We start from the raw sequence: 19,319 nt of genomic DNA, 5'->3' as shown, positions 1-19,319 counted from the left end.
TCCTTTTCCTCTTTTTTATCAGTGTTGACACATAAAAAGAGGTTCAGACACAAAAATAGGCTGTGGAGAAGACTTTCTCCACAGCCTGAAAAAAACATCGCAATATATGCGATGTTTTTTCGGGTGTGTGTCTCAATATTTACATGTTACTTTCGCGTGATTTAGAAGTAGAACAGGCTGGAGCGATAACTAATTGTCTCGGCTCAGTTTTCTTTAAGTGATTTTTGACGTTACACTTACGACGTTGAACAACCCACGCTTTAATAGGGTTTGTCAAAATAATCTTTTGCTCTTCGTTAGGGGCCTCTTCTTCAAACCTACAACTTTCGCTCCATTTATTCCATTTCATTGTAAATTTAGAAGAAGAATGATCGTCTTCTCGATCAAACAAGTGCAAAAAATCCATCTCGCCAGCTAGCATTACGGTGTTGCTAGTTGCTAAAAAAGAAAAGGTCGTCCAACGTTTCTCCATGCCCTCCTACTCCTTTTTCACATATAGAGTGCCTAAAACTTAATTTACCTAAAATATGCTTGCCTTTTACCTTACACCTATAGTTTATCCAAAACACTACTATGCAACTATCGATTTGCCTTACAACTACCTTACATTTTTGTAAGAAACAAAAAACCTTCACTCTCTATATGTGAAGGTTTCTCATTTCTCATCTATATGATCTTTCATATGATCGACTCCAGCTTCTTTCAACTGTGACATCATACCATGGGAAATTGCGCCTAATACTAAAGTCATTCCAATTAGTGAAATCCGAATCGCTGGTACATCAATTATGTAAGCCAAACTACCAAGAACAATTGTTAAAAGTAATGCTTTTATAAATGTTGCACTTGTATACTCTTTCTTTTTCATCATAATCACCCTTTATGGAAGCGTTTTCTTTATACGATCAGTATATCATATCATCTGAATATTTTGTGGGTATTTTTGTAAAAAACTTATATCTTCTTTGACTTTTTCCTTTCTTTCCTATACAGTCGAAATGTTCGCAAGTTTTACACTGTAGGAGGACTCCAATGAATATTGAAATAAAAGACACTTTAATTTCTGAAGAACAATTACAAGAAAAAGTAAAAGAACTAGCACTTCAAATCGAACGTGATTTTGAAGGAGAAGAAATTGTAGTAATCGCTGTATTAAAAGGATCTTTCGTATTCGCTGCTGATTTAATTCGTCACATTAAAAACGAAGTAACAATCGACTTTATTTCTGCATCTAGCTACGGAAATCAAACAGAAACAACTGGCAAAGTAAAACTATTAAAAGATATCGATGTAAACATTACTGGAAAAAATGTAATTGTCGTGGAAGACATTATCGATTCTGGTTTAACACTTCACTTCTTAAAAGATCATTTCTTTATGCATAAACCGAAAGCATTGAAATTCTGTACGTTACTTGATAAACCTGAGCGTCGTAAAGTGGACTTAACAGCTGAATATGTTGGCTTCCAAATTCCAGACGAATTTATAGTTGGCTACGGTATCGACTGTGCAGAAAAATATCGTAACTTACCATTTATCGCTTCAGTTGTAACGGAGTAATATAAATAGAATAAACTTCTATCAATCATTGATGGAAGTTTATTTTCTATCACGATTCGTAAAAGACAAAGGGAGAGAATAAAATGACAAAAACAAAATTTGAAAAAGTACTCCTCATCGTAAATCCGAAAGCAGGACAAGGTGATTTACATACGAACTTAACGAAAATCGTACCACCTCTTGCGGCAGCTTTTCCTGACTTACATATCCTTCATACGAAAGAGCAAGGCGATGCAACAAAATATTGCCAAGAGTTTGCTAGTAAAGTAGATTTAATTATCGTCTTTGGTGGTGACGGCACTGTATTTGAATGCACAAATGGCTTAGCACCTCTTGAAACTAGACCTACACTTGCAATCATTCCAGGCGGCACTTGCAACGACTTCTCTCGTACACTTGGCGTTCCACAAAACATCGCAGAAGCAGCAAAGCTTATTACACAAGGACATGTAAAACCAGTTGACGTCGCAAAAGCAAATGGTCAACACTTCTTAAATTTCTGGGGCATTGGACTCGTATCTGAAGTATCAAACAATATTGATGCCGAAGAGAAAGCAAAGCTTGGAAAAATTGGTTACTACTTAAGCACTATTCGAACTGTAAAGAATGCTGAAACATTCCCAGTAAAAATTACTTATGACGGACAAGTATATGAAGACGAAGCTGTCCTTGTTATGGTTGGAAACGGTGAATATCTTGGCGGTATCCCGTCCTTTATTCCGAACGTAAAATGCGACGACGGAACACTTGATATTTTCGTCGTAAAATCAACAGGCATTCAAGCATTTAAAGATTACATCGGAAAGAAACTATTTGAGGATTCAAACGAAAATGACATCTTCCACGTAAAAGCGAAATCCATTCATATTGAAACAGAAGAAGAAAAAGAAGTCGATACAGATGGAGAAAGCTCGCTTCATACCCCTTGTCAAATTGAACTATTACAAGGACACTTTACGATGATTTATAATCCTGCGGTTGTGTAATGCAAAAAGACGAACTAAAGTTTCAACACTTTGGCTCGTCTTTTTTATTAGCAAGGTATTTTGATTTACTCTTTAATTTTTAATATAAATTTTCGTAATCAAACTCCACCCAATTTTTCCAGTGCGTATTGGAATCCTTATTCACAATAATACTTGGATCTTTCTTCTCTATTGCAGCCGCTACTGATTGGAAGAATTCAATTTCACTAGAGTATAACATAGACATATTTGTTTGCGACATTCTAATAATATTGCTAAAAAAGTAGCAAAGTTTCCTGTTTGCATGCCCTAGTTCTTTTTAGATACAATGAAGGAAAGAAGCAGCTTAATACAAGGGAGAGGACAAACTTTGTTCAACCAACAGTTAGTTAATTTACGCATTGATTTTGCATTTAAACAATTGTTTGGTACGAATGGTAGTGAAGATATTCTAATTGCATTTTTAAACGCTACGTTACAAAATTCTTTAGAATCACCCATCGCTTCTCTACAACTAGAAGATCCACATTTACATCGGGAATATGAAGAGGATAAGTTATCTATTTTAGATATTTCAGCGACATTAAACACAGGAACAAAAGTAAATGTAGAAATACAGCTCAATAATAATCACGATATGATGAAACGTAGTTTATATTATTGGGGAAAATTATACACATCACAATTACAAAAAGGTATGCCATACAGCGCACTTCATAAAACCATCACCATTAATTTATTGAACTTCATAATGTTTTCAGACCACAAAGAATTTCATACAACGGGAACATTATGGAATACACAACAACAGAAACTCTTGAGTGATGACATAGAAATTCACATTGTAGAAATTCCAAAGTTAACAAAACAATGGCATGAAGAAAAAGTAAATCCGTGGAAAGATCCATTTGTTCGTTGGCTTTTATTGCTTTCAGCAAATGAGGATGAACACTTAACTAAAACATTGGAGGATATTGCTATGAACCGAGATCCTATTTTACAAAAAGCAATAAACAAGTGGGAACGTATGAGTCAAGATTCCTCTTTCCGACAAGCCTATGACGCGAGGGAGAAAGTTTTAATGGATGAAGCAGCAAAATTCGCCCACGCAGAGACAGAAGGTATGAAAAGAGGAATGGAAAAGGGCATGGAAAAGGGTATGGAAAAAGGGATAGAAAAAGGGATAGAAAAAGGCTTAGCAAAGGGCTTAGAAAAAGGGCGAAAAGAAGGAGTTCAACAAGGAAAAATTCAAATGATTAAAAGTATGCATGATCTTGATATACCACTTGAAACAATTGCTAGGGCAAGTAAATTAAGTGTGCATGAGGTTGAGCATATTTTAGGACATAAATAGTAATAAAAAAGAGCTTGAATGGTTTCAAGCTCTTTTTTATCAACTTTCCTCAATATCATCTAATTGCGTCTTATAACATTCATCACACTCTAGCATAGTAGGAAGAACCCCTCTTCCATCATGTAATAAAACCCTCAAAACTTCTCGATCTCTCTCTACGAAAGATTTCATAATAATGGGATATCCTTCAATAATATTCGTATAATCAATTCCTTGTTCAAACTTTTTTCCGCTCTTTATTTCTTCTACTTTCAACATAAAAAATCCGAAATCATACAAAATGATTTCGGATTTCCTATAGTTAAAATATTAAATTACATTTCGAACAAAAAGGAGCGGAATTTCCTCTTCGAATTTTCGCATCACATTTTGGACAATATACATATCGCTCTTCTATCTTTTCTCGTTCGATCATATGTAAAGAGACTATTCTCATACTACACATAATCCCAATTAATATAAGGCTAACGATGAGTAGCATAACTCTCACTCCCCTCTCTATATTTTACCATAAAATAACAAAACCAATTCCCTCAATGAGAATCGGTTTTAACGTTATAAACCTAACTTTGCCTTCGCGCCATCAGGAATTTTATCTACCTCTATTTCTACTTTATCATGTAAAAACTTCCCCCTCGTAATGAAATGCCAGTATGATCCTTTTTGTAATTTATCTACTCCATCAATTGTTACTTCTTTCTTATCTCCATTCTCATCATAGGCTGTAACTGTATATTCAAACCCTTTATTTCCACCTAACTCTTTTCCATCTGTATCAATAATTGCGTAACGATATTCTAAATCAAGGGATGGGTTTATTCTATCAATCGCAGCACTCCCATTTAATAAATATGCCGCTCCTGCGACGATAACAAGTAATGATCCAAAAATAAATCTTTTCATCTATATTCCGCCTTTCATTATGTTTTCTTTAAGATGTTTCTAAGTATAGAGCGTATTTCTTAATAAAAACTCATACGGTTTCTTAACATTTTCTTAAACTAGAATTGAAATATTAATTAGTAAGCTCAAGAAATAAAAAAGAATTCTTCACACCACAATTGACAAAATTACACCTATAGTGTAATTTTACACTATAGCAAAAAGGAGCTGTATGATGAATAAACAAGAATTTATTGAACTCGTTAATTCAAAATTAAAACTCATCCGTGTTGAAAATGATTTATCACAAGATAAAATGTCAGAAATTATTGGTTTATCTAAGAAAACATTAGTAGAAATTGAAAAAGGAAGACGCACACTAACATGGTCAGGTGCAGTTTGTGTCGTAACACTCTTCGAACAGAGCGATACAGTCCAGATGACATTCGGGGATGATGTGAATGAAATTATAAAAACAATCGCTTTTACACATTACAATACGAACTTCCCGAAAACGTTAGGAGGAAAAATGTGGTGGCGACAAATAAAAGAATTAAATGGTTACCAAATACAACAAAATATTTTATCTCAACACTATCGAATTTTAGATAAAGAAGACCGCAGAATATGCCATTCATTCGAATTGGATGAAATTGAACAAAGATTTATGGAAATGGCAAAAACACCCTAATAAATTGCAACTTTAATCAGTGGGGATTTTACTGCCCACAAATAGAAGGCTAAAATATATTCCGGAGTATAATTCAGATGAAGAAACAGATACATATCACTATTTTAAATACGTTAATCATTAGCACGTTAGTATTCAATTTATTTATTTTCACATCAAGAATGAGCTTTTTACCTTGGTATATTGAAGATGTTTGGGGCTATTTAGGATTAGTATTCACATCCTTTATTTTCTTGCTTTGCTTCTTTCAATCTTCAAAGCTTCATAAAGACGGAAAGTTAACGACTCTGCAAAAGTTTATTCCACTTGCTTCTGCCATACTTTCAATCTTCGTCCTTATCATCCCATCAAGTGATTTTATGACTGTATTAGCCAACTTGATTAATACGATTATATTAACAATTTATATAACTGTATTTCAAACAACACCTAATGTAAGTAATAAGAAGCTATTACATTAAAAGGGAGAGTTATTCTACAAAATAACTCTCCCTTTTATATGCTCTCAATAAACACAAACCTTTCTTCTATTTACTTACTCATCACCGTACTTCTTCTTTGCTTGTACAAATATGCACCACTCGCAACAACAAAAACAATCCCGCCAAAATACACACCATACTCTATCGCGATAGCTACAATCTTGTTAATGTGTTGTCCAAATAATGAGCCGAGCACAAAGTAAACGAGTGTCCAAACAAATCCTGTCGTATAGGAATACAAAGCATACATCTTAAATGACATGTTATTCATTCCCACTAAATACGGTACGATATGTCTTACAACTGGTATGAAGTAACTTGTAACTAACGCATAATGACCATACTTCTCTACCATTTGTTGAGATTTCAAAAGATATTTCGCCTTTTTCTTTTTCATTAGCTTATCAAGTACTTTCGTACCAAATATTTTCCCTAATATATAACCTAGCGATAGCCCAGATACGACGCCTAAATATGTTAATAAAAATGCAGGAATGACACTTAATATCCCTAGTGACGATACAAAACCACCACTCATTACGATCATTTCGTCTGGAATTGGCATACCGATAATACCTAACCATAAACAGAAAAATAATGCCCAATAACCGTATTGTTCAATATAAGATAATAATTCATGTAATTCCATTATGCATACGCTCTCCTCAGCTCTTTTTTACAGCTAAAGACGTAAGCTGGCGGAAAATTGAGCCATACTTTCTCGAGCGTAATTTCGGGGAAGAAGTGCTGTATAAATCCCTTTTTCACAAGTGAATATTGAAATGTAATAAATTTACCGTTCTCATGTATCGCTTCCGTTACATTGTTTAAAATGTGCTTTGAAATTTCTTCTGGTAAAGATGTAAAAGGTAATCCCGATAAGACGTAATCAACGCATTCTATATTGAACTCTTCCATATACTTCTTTATATTTTCAGCTGAGCCGTGTACGACAATGACGTTCTGCTCATTTTTAAACTTTCTCTTCAACTCTTTGCAAAACACTTCATTAATTTCAATAAGAAGAAATATTGTTTCCTTCTTCTTTCTTTTCATGATTTCGTTCGTAAAAACCCCTGTACCAGGCCCTAATTCTACGATACATTTCGCCTTATTAAAATCAATTACATCGACCATTTTCTTTGCTAATATTTTTGAACTTGGCGCAATTGCACCAGTATGTTTCGGATGTTTTATAAATTCATGTAAGAATGTTATGAGTTGCATGTAAACCTCTCCCCATTCGTTCAATAGTTTTTAACTTGTTTCTAAGTATAACTATCGTTTCTTAACAAAAATTGAGGAGATTTCTTAAGATTTTATGAAGAATGAAACATTTCGTATTCCATATATAAATACCTCTCTTATATTTATTAATTTGATATAATAGATATAAAAAGAACTTTTATGAAAGATACCATCACTACGTTTATTTTCATGTACTATCTGCGGAAATTAATTTGCAAATCACCTTTCATTATTATCCAATATATGTAATTATTTTCATATAAGCAAACAAAGGCAAATAATAAAAAATATAGATTTGAGTCTGAATATGTGGTATTCCAAAACTATTTAAAAGGAGAAGATAATGAATAATTCTATCGACCTACAACACTTATGTGATCTTGTACATAGAACGTTTCATGTACCTGTTCAGTTTCTATCTACTGATAAAAAAATTGTATACGAATCTACTTCTCATACGATTGGTAGTCCGTTTTATTCTTCTAAAGAAGAACATCTTAATGAAATTTATCAAGAAAACGCTCCTTGTAATTTTCCAATTTTCAAAGGGAATAAATATCTTGAGAATTTCATTAGCATCCATATAACAAATCATGAACATATAAAAGGAACGATTATAATCGGCCCAACTACCTACCCAAAAGTATCCGATGAAATGGCTATTAAACTTATGAAATATTTCAACTGTAATAATAAAACAAAACAAGGAGTAGATTACTATCAATTTCTACCCGAGATTAAAAAAAGCACGCTAATTGATATAAGTATTTGGTTACATTACGTAATTTTCAATGAAAAATTAGATAGAGATATTGTCTGGAAAGAGAATAAATTACTAGAAGACGTTTCTTATAAAATCGTAAATCCTGACCTATATATTTCAAAACGTCGCCGGCATGATCCGCAAAATTATGATATATCATTGGAACGTAAATTTTTTTCAGCCATTAAAGAAGGCAATAAAGAAAAGGTCATACAATATGCATATTCATTCCCACAAGAAGATGCGGCAATTTCCTCCAAAGGAGATCAACTGAGAAACCAAAAAAATAATGGCATTATCGCCATTACGCTAGCTATTCGATATGCAATAGACGGTAATCTTCCCTCGCATATTGCTTTTTCACTCGGTACTTTATATATACAAACAATTGAAAAACTAGATAACATGTATTCCGTAAATAGATTAATTGAAGATGCATTATGTACTTTTGCAGAACGTGTGAAAGAATATCATAATCAAGCATATTCTAATTCCATTACTACGTGCCTCAATTATATTAACAAGCATATTTACGATGAAATATCTCTAAATGACCTTGCTAACCTTTTACATATTTCCCCTACTTATTTATCAAAACTGTTTAAAAAAGAAGTGGGAATTCCTTTAATTGAATACATCCAGAGAGAACGAGTAGAAGAGGCCAAAAAATTATTAACATTAACGACCTATCCATTATCAGATATTTGTGCCTGGCTTAATTTTAATGATCAAAGTTATTTCACACGAGTCTTCAAAAAAATTACTAGTATGACTCCTAGACAATATAGGGAAAAGCATACTGTTATATAAAAATGTTTTCTTAATAGGAGGTGAGATAGGTGTCATGCTAGCTCACCTTCATCAAATCCATTTATTCTCCTTCTTCCAAACTCACCTTAATAAAGTTTTACTCCCCTTCAAAAAAGTACAAAAATGACAAATAAATTACTATAAATAAATTCATGAATTTGGTAATTTTTTAGTGCTGAGTAAATTCGTCTTTCAGCTACTTCCACAGTGATTAACCTTCCTAGTATAGAAAATATGTTGTTAGGAGGATAGAAAGCATGAGTAGTACAAATATATCCAAATCAGCTCAAATGACTATCATGTCTAAACAATCTGCTGACATGAAAGAATCGCGAAAAGTATCACCATACGATGATAGAGAAAAAATTGAAGACACTTTATTACGCTCATTCATTTCAGAAAAAGAAATATTGATCACTTATCATAAAGATCGTTATTTCCCTACAAGTTATATGACTGTAATTGAATTAAACCCTTTGAAACGTTCTTTAATATGCATAGATGCCTTTGATCGTAAACATACTTTTAGTTTCATCGACATAATCGATGCGCGTTAATTATCTCTTCATTATAATTCAAACGTAAAAAAGCCATTCACCTCATAAAAAATTAGGCAAATGGCTTTCTTATTTTCACTTACTATTTCGCACTCACAATCTTATAATAAGAACGAACTGTTATGAAGTAATATCCGACATAAATGACGCCATATACTCCGATACTAATTAGGAGCGGAATCATAATTTCGAATGGTAGTAAGTTCGCTAAACCTTTTAGTGCAAATAAGCTGTGCAGAATTCCGATTACTAACGGAATTGCAAAGATAAAGCTTACTTGTTTTGCGATAGCTTTTTTCATCTCTTGTTTCGTTACACCGACTTTACGAAGTACAACGTAACGCTCACGGTCAGCATTTGCTTCCGTTAATTGCTTGAAGTAAATGATAGACCCTGTTGCTAGTAAGAATACAAGACCTAAGAACATTCCAATAAACATCATTAATCCTGTTCCTTCAAGCCCCATATGGAAACCAGTATAGAAATCTCTAAACGATGGTACCATTTCTGATTCACCAGCTGGCATCACTTTTGTTAATTTTTCTGTTAACACTTTACTATCTTTTTCATCTTTTACATCAATATTTTTTACAATGCGTGTTCCAAATGCTTGCTTCGCTTGCTCATACATATCATCTGAAACGACAACAACTAATTCACCTAAATTTGTAACTGCAACATCATTTGCACCTTGGATTTTTAATTGCTTCGTTTCATTTCCAATTTGGAATACTGCTTTGTTTCCTTTATATTGAGGACTGAACTCATGCCCTTCCATATAAGAACTGTCATATATAAATGCTTCGCCGGTAGCTACATTCACTGTTTCCGCATCAATTTTTTTAGCAAGTTTATTAAATTCTGACTGAGACATAAACTGATATTTCTCTGAAATCCTATAGTTCATATTCAGAATGAAATCAACTTTTTCTCCTTCAAACTTCCCTTTTACAGGAACTGTCTCAATTTCAAATTGATCTTTGATTGGATGCTCTTGCTTTTCTTCTGCAAAAATCGCATTTACTTTCTTATCAAACTCTGCATCTTTTTTCTCATAAGAGTAACTGTAAGGTGCGACTGCTTTTGACTGTGTAAATGTGTTGTAATACATCGTAACTGACGTACCAACCGCTGTTAATGTTACCGCGCTTAAAATAGAAATTGTCGCAAGTGACTTTGCATTTCCTTTAATACGGTATAGTAACTGTGATGTTGTTACCATATTCATGCCGTTATAAAACGATGATTTATTATTTCTTGCACGTTTTAATACGAATACTGTAAAGAACATAAATAGTAAGTACGTACCTAGTACTGTCGCAAGTAAAATGTAAAGTGCGACTGCCATAAAGTCTGCGTACTGCAGTGCCTTCACGTACATTAACGCTAAGAAATAACCTGAACCGATTAAGAAAACTGAAATTAATGCCATAATTACAGATCCTTTTGGCATTGCTTCTCCTTCACGTTCCGCTCGGAAAAGTTCAATTAGCTTAAATCGATAAATTAAACGATATCCTTGAAGTGATGTATACAAAATAATCACAAAGAAAATAAGTGCTGTATCAACAATTGCAGCCATCGGTACTTCAAAATGAACATTTAAGTTTAATCCCATCATGCTTACTAACAGTTCAAGGAATAGTTTCGAAAGGACGCTACTAATCGCAATTCCGATAATTAAAGACATTAATCCCATTAACATATTTTCATAAAAAAGCATTTTACCGATTTGTCTTTTTCGAATACCTAATAAGGAATATAGTCCAACTTCTTTTTTACGCTTCCTTGTAAAGAAACCATTTGAATATATAATGAACACTGCTACGAAAATAATTAGCATGACACTTGAAACTTGAAATGCACCGCTAATTTTTTTAGAAGCTTCCGCAGCTTTTTCCATTTGTGAATTATACTGCAACGCCTTAAATGTAAAATAAATGACGATACTAAATATCATAGATGCAAAATATACAAAGTAGTCTTTAAAGTTCCGCTGTATGTTGCGGAGGGCAATGCTAGATAAGGTCATCAGCCATACCTCCAGAAATAGAAGACATTACGTCAACGACTTGTTGGAAGAATTGTTTACGTGTTGATTCACCGCGGTGCAATTCTTTATATAACTCACCATCTTTAATGAAAATAACTCGTTTACAGTAACTCGCCGCGAACGCATCGTGCGTTACCATTAAAATTGTAGAGTTATCATATTCATTTAACGACTTCATACTTTCTAATAAATCTGTCGCTGATTTAGAATCAAGCGCTCCAGTCGGCTCGTCCCCGAAAATCATACTTGGATTCGTAACGATGGCACGCGATGCTGCGCAGCGCTGCTTCTGTCCGCCCGACACTTGATATGGGAACTGGCTTAAAATATGATCAATACCGAATTTCTTTGAAATTTCAAGAACGCGGCGATCAATCTCACTTGCTTTCACCTTTGATAACGCAAGAGGTAACGCAATGTTCTCTTTTACTGTTAACGTATCTAATAAATTATAATCTTGGAAAATGAACCCTAAGTGATCACGGCGGAATAACGCTAACTTATCATCGTTCATCTTCACGATATCTTTTCCATCAATTAAAATTTCACCGTTCGTCGCATTATCAATTGTAGAAAGAACGTTTAGTAAAGTCGTCTTACCCGAACCAGAAGGTCCCATAATTCCAACGAACTCACCTTCTTTTACTTGTAAGTTAATACCTTTTAACGCTGCAAATTTATTACCACCCGTGTCATACACTTTTTCAATATTTTTTGCTTCTAACACTGTTTTCATCTCGACATCCCTCATTTCTTCTATTCTCTATTTTCAACTATATACACTCTCTACTCTTGCCACTATCGATGTTTCTTACACAAACATGACAGTTATGTAAGACGCATAAGTAAAGATATAAAAATTTAACCTACTGAACGAAAGTACTTTGTTACTATAACATTGGGATATCATGCCATCCATTCATTCTCCTTACAGGAACATTACAATTTTGTAAGGTTAAAAATATACCCTACAAAGTTGTGCATGAAATGTCGGATGGACTTAGTTTGTTCCTGCTATTCTATTTAACAAGGAGGTCATCGTATGGATTCACTTAAAAACATGAATGCGGCAATGCAGTATATTGAAAACAACCTAACAGATGAAATTGATTTTAAAGAAGTCGCAAAAATAGCTTACTGCTCTGAATATCATTTCAAAAGAATGTTTTCTTTTCTCGCTGGCGTATCACTATCAGAATATATTCGCTGTAGACGACTTACTCTTGCTGCTTTTGAACTAAAGGATAGCGATGCAAAAGTCATTGATGTCGCTATAAAATATGGGTACAACTCACCAGATTCGTTTGCACGTGCCTTTCAAAACTTGCACGGCATAACACCTTCAGAGGCCCGAAATAGTAGTCATTCTTTGAAAGCTTATTCACCAATGACCTTCCAGTTATCGATTCAAGGAGGAAACGAAATGAATTATCGAATTGAAGAAAAAGAACCCTTCCAAATTATTGGTATTACAAAACGCGTACCGATTGTATTTAACGGTGTAAATGAAGAAATTGCTTCTATGTGGAAAAGTTTAAATCCAGAGTCCATTCAAACGTTAAAGTCACTTTCAAACATGGAACCGAATGGAATTATTAGTGCTTCTACTAACTTTTCTGAAGGAAGAATGGAGGAAAAAGGAGAACTCGATCACTACATTGGAGTAGCCTCAACAAAAACTTGTCCAGAGCAATTCGCGCAACTTGAAGTCGCAGCTTCAACGTGGGCCGTATTTGAAGCTGTCGGTCCATTTCCCGAAACATTACAAAATGTATGGGGACGCATTTATTCCGAATGGTTTCCTTCCTCAAACTATGAACTAGCGAAAGGACCGGAAATATTGTGGAATGAACAGAAAGATGTAACTTCCCCAAACTTTAAAAGTGAAATTTGGATACCGGTTTTGAAGAAATAAAAAAAAAGCTGCTTTTCCTTTTAAGGAAGGGCAGCTTTTTTTTACATTTTAGTTCTTTTTAATTGTCAATTATATATACGCCCTTTTTACTTTTTACGCTTTTGCCCTATACTGTTTATTAGCTTATCTTTCAACATAATGAAAAGACTTGAAACACATGATACACTATAGCTACAATTGTTTTTTTAGGAGGAATATACATATGTACAAAATTTTAATCGTTGAAGACGATCCAAATATTTCATCATTACTGCAATCTCACATTCAAAAGTACGGTTACGACGCTGTTGTTACTGAAAACTTTGATGATATTATGGAATCGTTTAACGCCGTGAAACCACATCTTGTTTTACTTGATGTAAACTTACCGAAATTCGATGGATTCTACTGGTGCCGTCAAATTCGTCATGAATCTACTTGTCCAATTATTTTCATTTCAGCGCGTGCTGGCGAGATGGAACAAATTATGGCGATTGAAAGCGGTGCGGATGATTATATTACAAAACCATTCCACTACGACGTTGTAATGGCGAAAATTAAAGGTCAATTACGCCGTATTTACGGTGATTATGCGCCAAATATTTCTGAACGTATCGTTGAAGTAGAGGGACTAAAATTATTCCCAGAACGCCCAGAAATTCATTTCGGCGCTGAGCAAGTTCTTTTAACGAAGAAAGAAGCAATTTTAGCAGAAATGTTATTATCTAAATTCCCTCGTACAGCGAGCCGTGAAGATTTATTAGCCGCTCTTTGGGATGACGAAAGCTTCGTTGAGGAAAATACATTAAACGTAAACATTACGCGTCTTCGTAAAAAGTTCAACGAGCTTGGTATTGAAAATGCAATTGAAACAGTACGTGGACTTGGGTATCGTTTTAACGCAACTTGGAGTGAATAAGCATGAAGCTATTTTTACGTGATCATTTTGCATTTTTCCTACTGTACGTATTAAACTTCGGTATTATTTTCGTTCTTTATGATGCAGTAGATGGGTTTCAAAACAATAAGTTTTACTTCATCGTTTTAAGCTTATACTTATTCATTTGTTTCCTCGCTTACCGTTATGTTCGTAATCGTAGAATGTACCATAGATTAAGTGAACAACCAGAAAAAATGGAAGATGCGTTTATTGAAAGAGCAACAGCTCCGATGCCTCACGGTGTAAACGAGCTCGTGCGTACGCAGTACCGTCTCTTCCAAAAAGAGCTACAGTCATATGAAGTAAAACAACAAGAACATCAATTATTCATTAACCACTGGGTGCATCAAATGAAGACGCCTGTTTCTGTTATGCAGCTTATGGTGCTCGAAATGGAAGATGAACATTTGATTCCGAAATTCAAAAAAGAATTAGAACGATTAAATCAAGGACTCGATATGGCTTTATATATGGCAAGGTTAAATAACTTCCATGAAGATTTCCATGTTGAGACGATTTCATTAAAAGATGCGGTAACAAAAAATATTAACGGATTAAAAGAATTATTCATTCGAAACGGGGTCTTCCCTGTTTTAGAAGTTCATTCCGATTTAAAGGTTGCCTCTGATGCGAAATGGCTAAAATTCATTATTTATCAGTTAATGACAAATGCAGTTCGTTACTCTGGTGAGCGCGGAAAGAAAGTTTTCTTATCTGCTTACCGAAACGGAAAAGATATTATTTTAGAAGTTCGCGATGAAGGTGTTGGTATTCCGCAAGAAGATATTCGAAGAGTATTTGAACCATTTTACACTGGGAAAAATGGTCGCGCATTCGGAGAATCTACTGGTATGGGACTGTATATTGTAAGTAAAATTTGTGATTATTTAGGTCACTCTGTGAAACTAGACTCTGAAGTTGGTAAAGGAACGACAATTAAAATCATCTTCCACAACGCTGCAAATAATCAAGCAGAACATACGGAGAAGGTGACCGAAGCATGATCGTAACATATGCTAGCAAAATGTATGAGAACTCACTCTCATACATTTTTTGCAATAAAACTACTTCTATATCTTCTAACCGGAGGTATAATCTATGACATTTTGGCAATTTGCATTTAAAAACGTCACTCGCAACTCGAGAGCTTATTTTGCTTACTTTGTAAGTAGTTCCTTTTCCATTGCTGTTTTCTTTTCGTTTGCTGTTTACTTATTCCATCCGAAATTACAAAACTTTAGCATGACCGCTGAAATTTCAGGATTAATGATATTTTCAGAAGTTGTAATTGTATTTTTCTCTTTCTTCTTTTTACTATATTCCATTGGTACTTTTTTAAAAGTTAGAAAAAAACAATTTGGAGTTTTGACCGTTTTAGGAATATCGAGAAAGCAATTACATCGTCTCGTTTTTATGGAAAATATGTTAATCGGTATTTTATCTATCTTTTTCGGTATGCAGTTTGGACTTGTATTTTCACAATTTTTCTTATTAGTCACAGCAAAAATTACGCACGTACCAGGCATATATTTATACTTGCCTATTAACGCGTTTATTTTAACGACCATCGTTTTCCTTAGTCTTTTTATCATTGTATCTACATTCACACCAATGCTTATCCGTACAAAAAAAGCGGTACGCCTTTTAAAAACAAATGGCGGAAAACAAAAAGAAAAAAAACCGTCCATACTTATTTCTTTATTTGGTGCGATTTGTTTATTAGGTGGTTATGCTTTAGCTGGAAATCCTAAATATTTCGTATCAGTAAGCCCGCAAATAGGTGTTATATATATGGTTTCAAGTATTTTTGTTATCCCAACGCTTGTTACAATCGGTACATATTTTTTCTTTTCACAAATTAGTTTTTTACTTATTTACATTTTAAAAACGAGAAGAAAGTTTTATATGAAACATGTTAATATGCTTTGGATTTCTGATTTAGCAAACCGTATTCGAACGAATATTAATATGCTTTTTATTGTAGCGATGCTCTCTACAATTGCTTTCACAATGATTACGTTCCTATATGGATCTGGGAAGTTTATTAAGCTAGAGGTTAATAGAACTTCTCCTTTCCCAATTTCTTATTTTTCTTATGATGCAAATCCTTTTGTTACTGAGCATTTAAATTGGCTTGAACACCAGTTACAAAAAGAGCATTTTCCTTATGAGAAAATCAAAACTGATATATATGAAACACCACTAGAAGAAGATAAAGGTGTAGCTATTTATAATGACGTATACGCAATTAAGCAAAGTGACTATAACAAACTTGCTGCTTCTCTACGAATGAAACAACTATTTATGGATGATAACGAAGCATACGTGTTAACGGGGACCTCTTATATCACTATATTTAATGAATTTGAGCAAAGCTACAAAAGAGATTACATTACACTCTCTAGTACAAATACGAAATTAAAAGTAAAAGGCTATGAGCATGTTAATGCAATTCCATCTGCCTTTTCATATCAAACGATAGTTTTGCCTGATATTCTCGTGAATAACTTACCCAACACGATAAAACATATATCAGCATACAATTACAAAGTTCAAAACTGGGAACAGACATATAAAATTGCGGATGATTTTATAGAAAAGGTGCAAAAAGATCGCAATAAATCCCATTATGAAGGACCCCTTATTCGTGCCTTTGAATCAGCGGGATTATTATACAAAATAACATCTGGTAGCGCCGCATTCTTCCTAATCGGAACATTTTTAGGAGTTATTTTCTTCATTGGAGCTGGTAGCGTTCTTTACTTTAGAATGTATACAGATTTGACGAATGAACAAGAGAAGTATATAACAATTTCTAAGATTGGTGTGACAGATACAGAGATGAAACGATCTGCGACCATTCAGCTTAGTATTTTATTTTTCGTTCCTTACATTATGGCATCCATTCATACAATGTTTGCAACGAAAATGCTACAAGATGTAATTGGTTTATCTTTGTTCAAAGAAGTTGCAGCCGTTCTTATTATTTTTGGAGTCGTTGAAATTGTATTTTTCTTATTCATTCGTTCACTTTATATGCAAAAGTTATCACAATATACGAATGGACAAATTATTTAAAACAAGCTTGATGAAAAGAGTATTTCTTCTACGCTTTTCATCTTCCCCCTACTAGGAGGTTAGGTGAATGACATTTTGGCAGTTTGCATTTAAAAACGTGACCCGGAACGCCAGAGCTTATTTCGCCTATTTTGTAAGCAGTGCGTTTTCCATCGCAATTTTTTTCTCATTTGCAGTTTATTTATTTCATCCTAAATTGCATATGACAGACGTGAATGTTGCTCTGAACATATTAATGACAATTTCAGAAGTTGTCATTGTATTCTTTTCGTTTTTCTTTTTACTATATTCAATCGGTACTTTCTTAAAAGTACGAAAAAAGCAGTTTGGAATTTTAACAGTACTTGGCATATCTCAAAAGCAATTAAAAAGACTCGTATTTCTAGAAAACATGCTAATTGGTGTTCTTTCCATCTTTTTCGGCATTCAACTTGGCCTTGTCTTTTCACAGTTCTTTTTATTAGTTACCGCCAAAATTACGCATGTTCCTGGTTTATATTTATATTGGCCAACAGGTGCCATTATTTTAACTATGATCATCTTTCTTGGACTCTTCATCCTCGTCTCATCTTTTACACCGATGCTCATTCGGACGAGAAAGGCTGTACGTCTTTTAAAAGAAGGAACAAAACAAAAAGAAAGAAAAGCATCCGTGCTTATCTCTCTATTTGGTGCGACATGTTTAATAACTGGATACGTATTAGCGGCAAATCCGTTATATTTTATGTCCCTAGGTGATATGATTGGAATCCTATATGTCGTCTCTAGCATATTTGTTATTCCTTCACTTGTTGCAGCTGGAACATATTTTTTCTTTTCACAAATTAGTTTTTTACTCATTCGTATATTAAAAATACGAAGAACATTTTATATGAAGCGTACGAATATGCTTTGGATTTCTGATTTAGCAGCGCGCATTCGGACAAACATTAACATGCTCTTTATTGTAGCGATGCTATCAACACTCGCTTTTACTATGATTACATTCTTATACGGTTTTGGGAAATTTACAAAGTTTGATGCAATAAGACAAAACCCTTTCCCTTTTACGTATTTATCACATACTGAAAATGCGTTAGCTGATGAACATTTAAATTGGTTGGAACAAAAATTTAATGAAGAGCACTTTACTTATAAAAAGCTTAAAACGGATATATATGAAGTATCTTCGGCAGAAGAGAACCCAAAGCTCTATTATGCAATTAAACAAAGTGATTACAATATACTTGCTAAGGCGTTAAACTGGGAACATCTCAACGTAAAAAATAATGAATCTTATATCCTTATGAAAGACATAGATGATCAATTCATTGGCACAATTTATGATACAGACAGGAAAGATATTCTTACACTTACTCAAAACAGCCTACAGCTACAAGTAAAAGAATATAAAAATTATAATCCTTTCCCAAACAGCTTAATCTCAACATTACTCGTATTATCTGATGAAAATGTAGAGGCATTATCATCGGTTTCAAAACAGATGAGTGTATATAACTTTAAAGTTAACGATTGGGAAAAAGCACATAACATCGGTTCGGAATTTATAACAAAAATTGATAATGATAATGAAGCGATTAAGGCTGAGCACCCACCATTCCATGCAAGTGAAGCGAGCGATTCTCTATACACAACAAAACTAAACGTCGCTTCGTTCTTCTTAATTGGTACTTTCTTAGGTGTTATTTTCTTTATTGGTGCTGGCAGTGTTCTTTACTTCAGAATGTATACAGATTTAACAAATGAGCAAGAAAAGTATGTAACGATTACAAAAATTGGTTTAACAGAAGCCGAAATGAAACGATCTGCTACAATTCAACTTGCGATTCTGTTCTTTGTTCCATACATTATGGCATCGATCCATACGATGTTTGCGACAAAGATGCTACAAGAAATATTACATCTCTCGTTCTTCGCTGAGATTACAGTCGTACTAATGATTTTTGGAACAGTTGAAATTTTATTTTTCCTTTTAATTCGTTCCTTTTATATGCAAAAATTATCACAACACATTAAGTTTTAAAGGATAGAAAGGTGATTAC

General features: G+C 33.8%; 22 protein-coding genes. 12 read left to right on the top strand and 10 right to left on the bottom strand.

Translation table 11 applies throughout. The features are described 5' to 3' along the window. Positions 1-139 precede the first annotated feature (139 nt). Together ACUXEY_RS25115 and ACUXEY_RS25110 are read right to left on the bottom strand one after the other, a co-directional pair. Positions 140-472 carry a hypothetical protein gene (locus ACUXEY_RS25115; protein ID WP_087984904.1) on the bottom strand — a complete coding sequence of 111 codons (333 nt, stop codon included), beginning with the start codon at positions 470-472 and terminating at the stop codon, positions 140-142. 183 nt (positions 473-655) lie between these two features. Then, positions 656-871, bottom strand: a complete 216-nt coding sequence (locus ACUXEY_RS25110) for a hypothetical protein (protein WP_116892343.1) — start codon at positions 869-871, stop codon at positions 656-658. A gap of 161 nt (positions 872-1,032) precedes the next feature. Between ACUXEY_RS25110 and hpt the strand changes: the two genes are divergently transcribed. Both hpt and ACUXEY_RS25100 read left to right on the top strand, forming a co-directional pair. Beyond that, positions 1,033-1,560, top strand: a complete 528-nt coding sequence (gene hpt / locus ACUXEY_RS25105) for a hypoxanthine phosphoribosyltransferase (RefSeq protein ID WP_087984906.1) — start codon at positions 1,033-1,035, stop codon at positions 1,558-1,560. A gap of 83 nt (positions 1,561-1,643) precedes the next feature. Beyond that, complete coding sequence (locus ACUXEY_RS25100) at positions 1,644-2,546, top strand: diacylglycerol/lipid kinase family protein (protein WP_087984907.1); 903 nt, start codon at positions 1,644-1,646, stop codon at positions 2,544-2,546. A 79-nt stretch (positions 2,547-2,625) separates the two neighbouring features. Here the strand turns inward: ACUXEY_RS25100 and ACUXEY_RS25095 are convergent, their stop codons facing one another. Further along, positions 2,626-2,772 (bottom strand): DUF7003 family protein, encoded by a 147-nt coding sequence (locus ACUXEY_RS25095; protein WP_461301837.1) that lies wholly within the window; start codon positions 2,770-2,772, stop codon positions 2,626-2,628. A 123-nt stretch (positions 2,773-2,895) separates the two neighbouring features. Between ACUXEY_RS25095 and ACUXEY_RS25090 the strand changes: the two genes are divergently transcribed. After that, positions 2,896-3,879, top strand: a complete 984-nt coding sequence (locus ACUXEY_RS25090) for an Rpn family recombination-promoting nuclease/putative transposase (protein WP_461301836.1) — start codon at positions 2,896-2,898, stop codon at positions 3,877-3,879. Positions 3,880-3,918: 39 nt separating this feature from the next. Here ACUXEY_RS25090 and ACUXEY_RS25085 read toward each other — a convergent pair whose 3' ends face one another. The 3 genes from ACUXEY_RS25085 to ACUXEY_RS25075 all read right to left on the bottom strand — a co-directional run bounded on the left by ACUXEY_RS25085 (position 3,919) and on the right by ACUXEY_RS25075 (position 4,782). Next, entirely contained in the window at positions 3,919-4,137 is a 219-nt protein-coding gene (locus tag ACUXEY_RS25085) for a hypothetical protein (RefSeq protein WP_461301835.1), read from the bottom strand. A 43-nt stretch (positions 4,138-4,180) separates the two neighbouring features. Next, positions 4,181-4,360 (bottom strand): hypothetical protein, encoded by a 180-nt coding sequence (locus tag ACUXEY_RS25080; protein WP_076541023.1) that lies wholly within the window; start codon positions 4,358-4,360, stop codon positions 4,181-4,183. A 74-nt stretch (positions 4,361-4,434) separates the two neighbouring features. Continuing rightward, the gene (locus ACUXEY_RS25075) at positions 4,435-4,782 is read right to left on the bottom strand and encodes a YxeA family protein (RefSeq protein ID WP_429602646.1); all 348 of its coding nucleotides are present in this window, start codon (positions 4,780-4,782) and stop codon (positions 4,435-4,437) included. A gap of 214 nt (positions 4,783-4,996) precedes the next feature. Between ACUXEY_RS25075 and ACUXEY_RS25070 the strand changes: the two genes are divergently transcribed. Together ACUXEY_RS25070 and ACUXEY_RS25065 are read left to right on the top strand one after the other, a co-directional pair. Then, positions 4,997-5,452 (top strand): helix-turn-helix transcriptional regulator, encoded by a 456-nt coding sequence (locus tag ACUXEY_RS25070; RefSeq protein ID WP_429602647.1) that lies wholly within the window; start codon positions 4,997-4,999, stop codon positions 5,450-5,452. Between the two features lie 77 nt (positions 5,453-5,529). Next, positions 5,530-5,913 carry a hypothetical protein gene (locus ACUXEY_RS25065; protein ID WP_461301834.1) on the top strand — a complete coding sequence of 128 codons (384 nt, stop codon included), beginning with the start codon at positions 5,530-5,532 and terminating at the stop codon, positions 5,911-5,913. A 70-nt stretch (positions 5,914-5,983) separates the two neighbouring features. Here ACUXEY_RS25065 and ACUXEY_RS25060 read toward each other — a convergent pair whose 3' ends face one another. Continuing rightward, complete coding sequence (locus ACUXEY_RS25060) at positions 5,984-6,583, bottom strand: DedA family protein (RefSeq protein ID WP_429602649.1); 600 nt, start codon at positions 6,581-6,583, stop codon at positions 5,984-5,986. Beyond that, positions 6,583-7,161, bottom strand: a complete 579-nt coding sequence (locus ACUXEY_RS25055) for a class I SAM-dependent methyltransferase (protein ID WP_461301833.1) — start codon at positions 7,159-7,161, stop codon at positions 6,583-6,585. The genes ACUXEY_RS25060 and ACUXEY_RS25055 overlap by 1 nt, the downstream gene beginning before the upstream one ends. A 364-nt stretch (positions 7,162-7,525) precedes the next feature. Between ACUXEY_RS25055 and ACUXEY_RS25050 the strand changes: the two genes are divergently transcribed. Beyond that, on the top strand, positions 7,526-8,755 hold the full coding sequence (locus ACUXEY_RS25050) for a helix-turn-helix domain-containing protein (protein ID WP_461301832.1): 1,230 nt from the start codon (positions 7,526-7,528) through the stop codon (positions 8,753-8,755). A gap of 257 nt (positions 8,756-9,012) precedes the next feature. Continuing rightward, a complete protein-coding gene (locus tag ACUXEY_RS25045) occupies positions 9,013-9,312 on the top strand; it encodes a YolD-like family protein (RefSeq protein WP_429602652.1) in 300 nt (99 codons plus the stop codon). An 82-nt stretch (positions 9,313-9,394) separates the two neighbouring features. Here the strand turns inward: ACUXEY_RS25045 and ACUXEY_RS25040 are convergent, their stop codons facing one another. Together ACUXEY_RS25040 and ACUXEY_RS25035 are read right to left on the bottom strand one after the other, a co-directional pair. Then, on the bottom strand, positions 9,395-11,344 hold the full coding sequence (locus tag ACUXEY_RS25040; RefSeq protein ID WP_461301831.1) for an ABC transporter permease: 1,950 nt from the start codon (positions 11,342-11,344) through the stop codon (positions 9,395-9,397). Continuing rightward, a complete protein-coding gene (locus ACUXEY_RS25035; RefSeq protein WP_097845562.1) occupies positions 11,331-12,101 on the bottom strand; it encodes an ABC transporter ATP-binding protein in 771 nt (256 codons plus the stop codon). Before ACUXEY_RS25035 ends, ACUXEY_RS25040 begins: the two co-directional genes overlap by 14 nt. Before the next feature lie 306 nt (positions 12,102-12,407). Between ACUXEY_RS25035 and ACUXEY_RS25030 the strand changes: the two genes are divergently transcribed. From ACUXEY_RS25030 to ACUXEY_RS25010, 5 genes are all read left to right on the top strand, one after another. After that, on the top strand, positions 12,408-13,280 hold the full coding sequence (locus ACUXEY_RS25030; protein ID WP_461301830.1) for an AraC family transcriptional regulator: 873 nt from the start codon (positions 12,408-12,410) through the stop codon (positions 13,278-13,280). 202 nt (positions 13,281-13,482) lie between these two features. Further along, positions 13,483-14,178 carry a response regulator transcription factor gene (locus tag ACUXEY_RS25025; protein WP_000276731.1) on the top strand — a complete coding sequence of 232 codons (696 nt, stop codon included), beginning with the start codon at positions 13,483-13,485 and terminating at the stop codon, positions 14,176-14,178. A 2-nt stretch (positions 14,179-14,180) separates the two neighbouring features. Then, positions 14,181-15,203: a sensor histidine kinase gene (locus tag ACUXEY_RS25020; protein ID WP_144612114.1), complete on the top strand. Its 1,023-nt coding sequence runs from the start codon at positions 14,181-14,183 to the stop codon at positions 15,201-15,203. Between the two features lie 94 nt (positions 15,204-15,297). After that, positions 15,298-17,277, top strand: coding sequence for an FtsX-like permease family protein (locus ACUXEY_RS25015; protein ID WP_461301829.1), 1,980 nt, complete (start codon positions 15,298-15,300; stop codon positions 17,275-17,277). A 67-nt stretch (positions 17,278-17,344) separates the two neighbouring features. Then, on the top strand, positions 17,345-19,300 hold the full coding sequence (locus tag ACUXEY_RS25010; protein WP_461301828.1) for an FtsX-like permease family protein: 1,956 nt from the start codon (positions 17,345-17,347) through the stop codon (positions 19,298-19,300). Positions 19,301-19,319: the final 19 nt, after the last annotated feature.

Source organism: Bacillus sp. F9_6S_D1_P_5 (assembly GCF_054823925.1).
The sequence above is the reverse complement of the archived record's forward strand: the minus strand, read 5'-3'. Positions and strand labels throughout refer to the sequence as shown.

Excerpts from the sequence above, each read along its gene's own strand:
- ACUXEY_RS25115 (WP_087984904.1), bottom strand. The coding sequence starts at position 472 with ATGGAGAAACGTTGGACGACCTTTTCTTTTTTAGCAACTAGCAACACC.
- ACUXEY_RS25110 (WP_116892343.1), bottom strand. The coding sequence starts at position 871 with ATGATGAAAAAGAAAGAGTATACAAGTGCAACATTTATAAAAGCATTA.
- hpt (WP_087984906.1), top strand. The coding sequence starts at position 1,033 with ATGAATATTGAAATAAAAGACACTTTAATTTCTGAAGAACAATTACAA.
- ACUXEY_RS25100 (WP_087984907.1), top strand. The coding sequence starts at position 1,644 with ATGACAAAAACAAAATTTGAAAAAGTACTCCTCATCGTAAATCCGAAA.
- ACUXEY_RS25095 (WP_461301837.1), bottom strand. The coding sequence starts at position 2,772 with ATGTCTATGTTATACTCTAGTGAAATTGAATTCTTCCAATCAGTAGCG.
- ACUXEY_RS25085 (WP_461301835.1), bottom strand. The coding sequence starts at position 4,137 with ATGTTGAAAGTAGAAGAAATAAAGAGCGGAAAAAAGTTTGAACAAGGA.
- ACUXEY_RS25080 (WP_076541023.1), bottom strand. The coding sequence starts at position 4,360 with ATGCTACTCATCGTTAGCCTTATATTAATTGGGATTATGTGTAGTATG.
- ACUXEY_RS25075 (WP_429602646.1), bottom strand. The coding sequence starts at position 4,782 with ATGAAAAGATTTATTTTTGGATCATTACTTGTTATCGTCGCAGGAGCG.
- ACUXEY_RS25070 (WP_429602647.1), top strand. The coding sequence starts at position 4,997 with ATGAATAAACAAGAATTTATTGAACTCGTTAATTCAAAATTAAAACTC.
- ACUXEY_RS25065 (WP_461301834.1), top strand. The coding sequence starts at position 5,530 with ATGAAGAAACAGATACATATCACTATTTTAAATACGTTAATCATTAGC.
- ACUXEY_RS25060 (WP_429602649.1), bottom strand. The coding sequence starts at position 6,583 with ATGGAATTACATGAATTATTATCTTATATTGAACAATACGGTTATTGG.
- ACUXEY_RS25055 (WP_461301833.1), bottom strand. The coding sequence starts at position 7,161 with ATGCAACTCATAACATTCTTACATGAATTTATAAAACATCCGAAACAT.
- ACUXEY_RS25050 (WP_461301832.1), top strand. The coding sequence starts at position 7,526 with ATGAATAATTCTATCGACCTACAACACTTATGTGATCTTGTACATAGA.
- ACUXEY_RS25045 (WP_429602652.1), top strand. The coding sequence starts at position 9,013 with ATGAGTAGTACAAATATATCCAAATCAGCTCAAATGACTATCATGTCT.
- ACUXEY_RS25040 (WP_461301831.1), bottom strand. The coding sequence starts at position 11,344 with ATGACCTTATCTAGCATTGCCCTCCGCAACATACAGCGGAACTTTAAA.
- ACUXEY_RS25035 (WP_097845562.1), bottom strand. The coding sequence starts at position 12,101 with ATGAAAACAGTGTTAGAAGCAAAAAATATTGAAAAAGTGTATGACACG.
- ACUXEY_RS25030 (WP_461301830.1), top strand. The coding sequence starts at position 12,408 with ATGGATTCACTTAAAAACATGAATGCGGCAATGCAGTATATTGAAAAC.
- ACUXEY_RS25025 (WP_000276731.1), top strand. The coding sequence starts at position 13,483 with ATGTACAAAATTTTAATCGTTGAAGACGATCCAAATATTTCATCATTA.
- ACUXEY_RS25020 (WP_144612114.1), top strand. The coding sequence starts at position 14,181 with ATGAAGCTATTTTTACGTGATCATTTTGCATTTTTCCTACTGTACGTA.
- ACUXEY_RS25015 (WP_461301829.1), top strand. The coding sequence starts at position 15,298 with ATGACATTTTGGCAATTTGCATTTAAAAACGTCACTCGCAACTCGAGA.
- ACUXEY_RS25010 (WP_461301828.1), top strand. The coding sequence starts at position 17,345 with ATGACATTTTGGCAGTTTGCATTTAAAAACGTGACCCGGAACGCCAGA.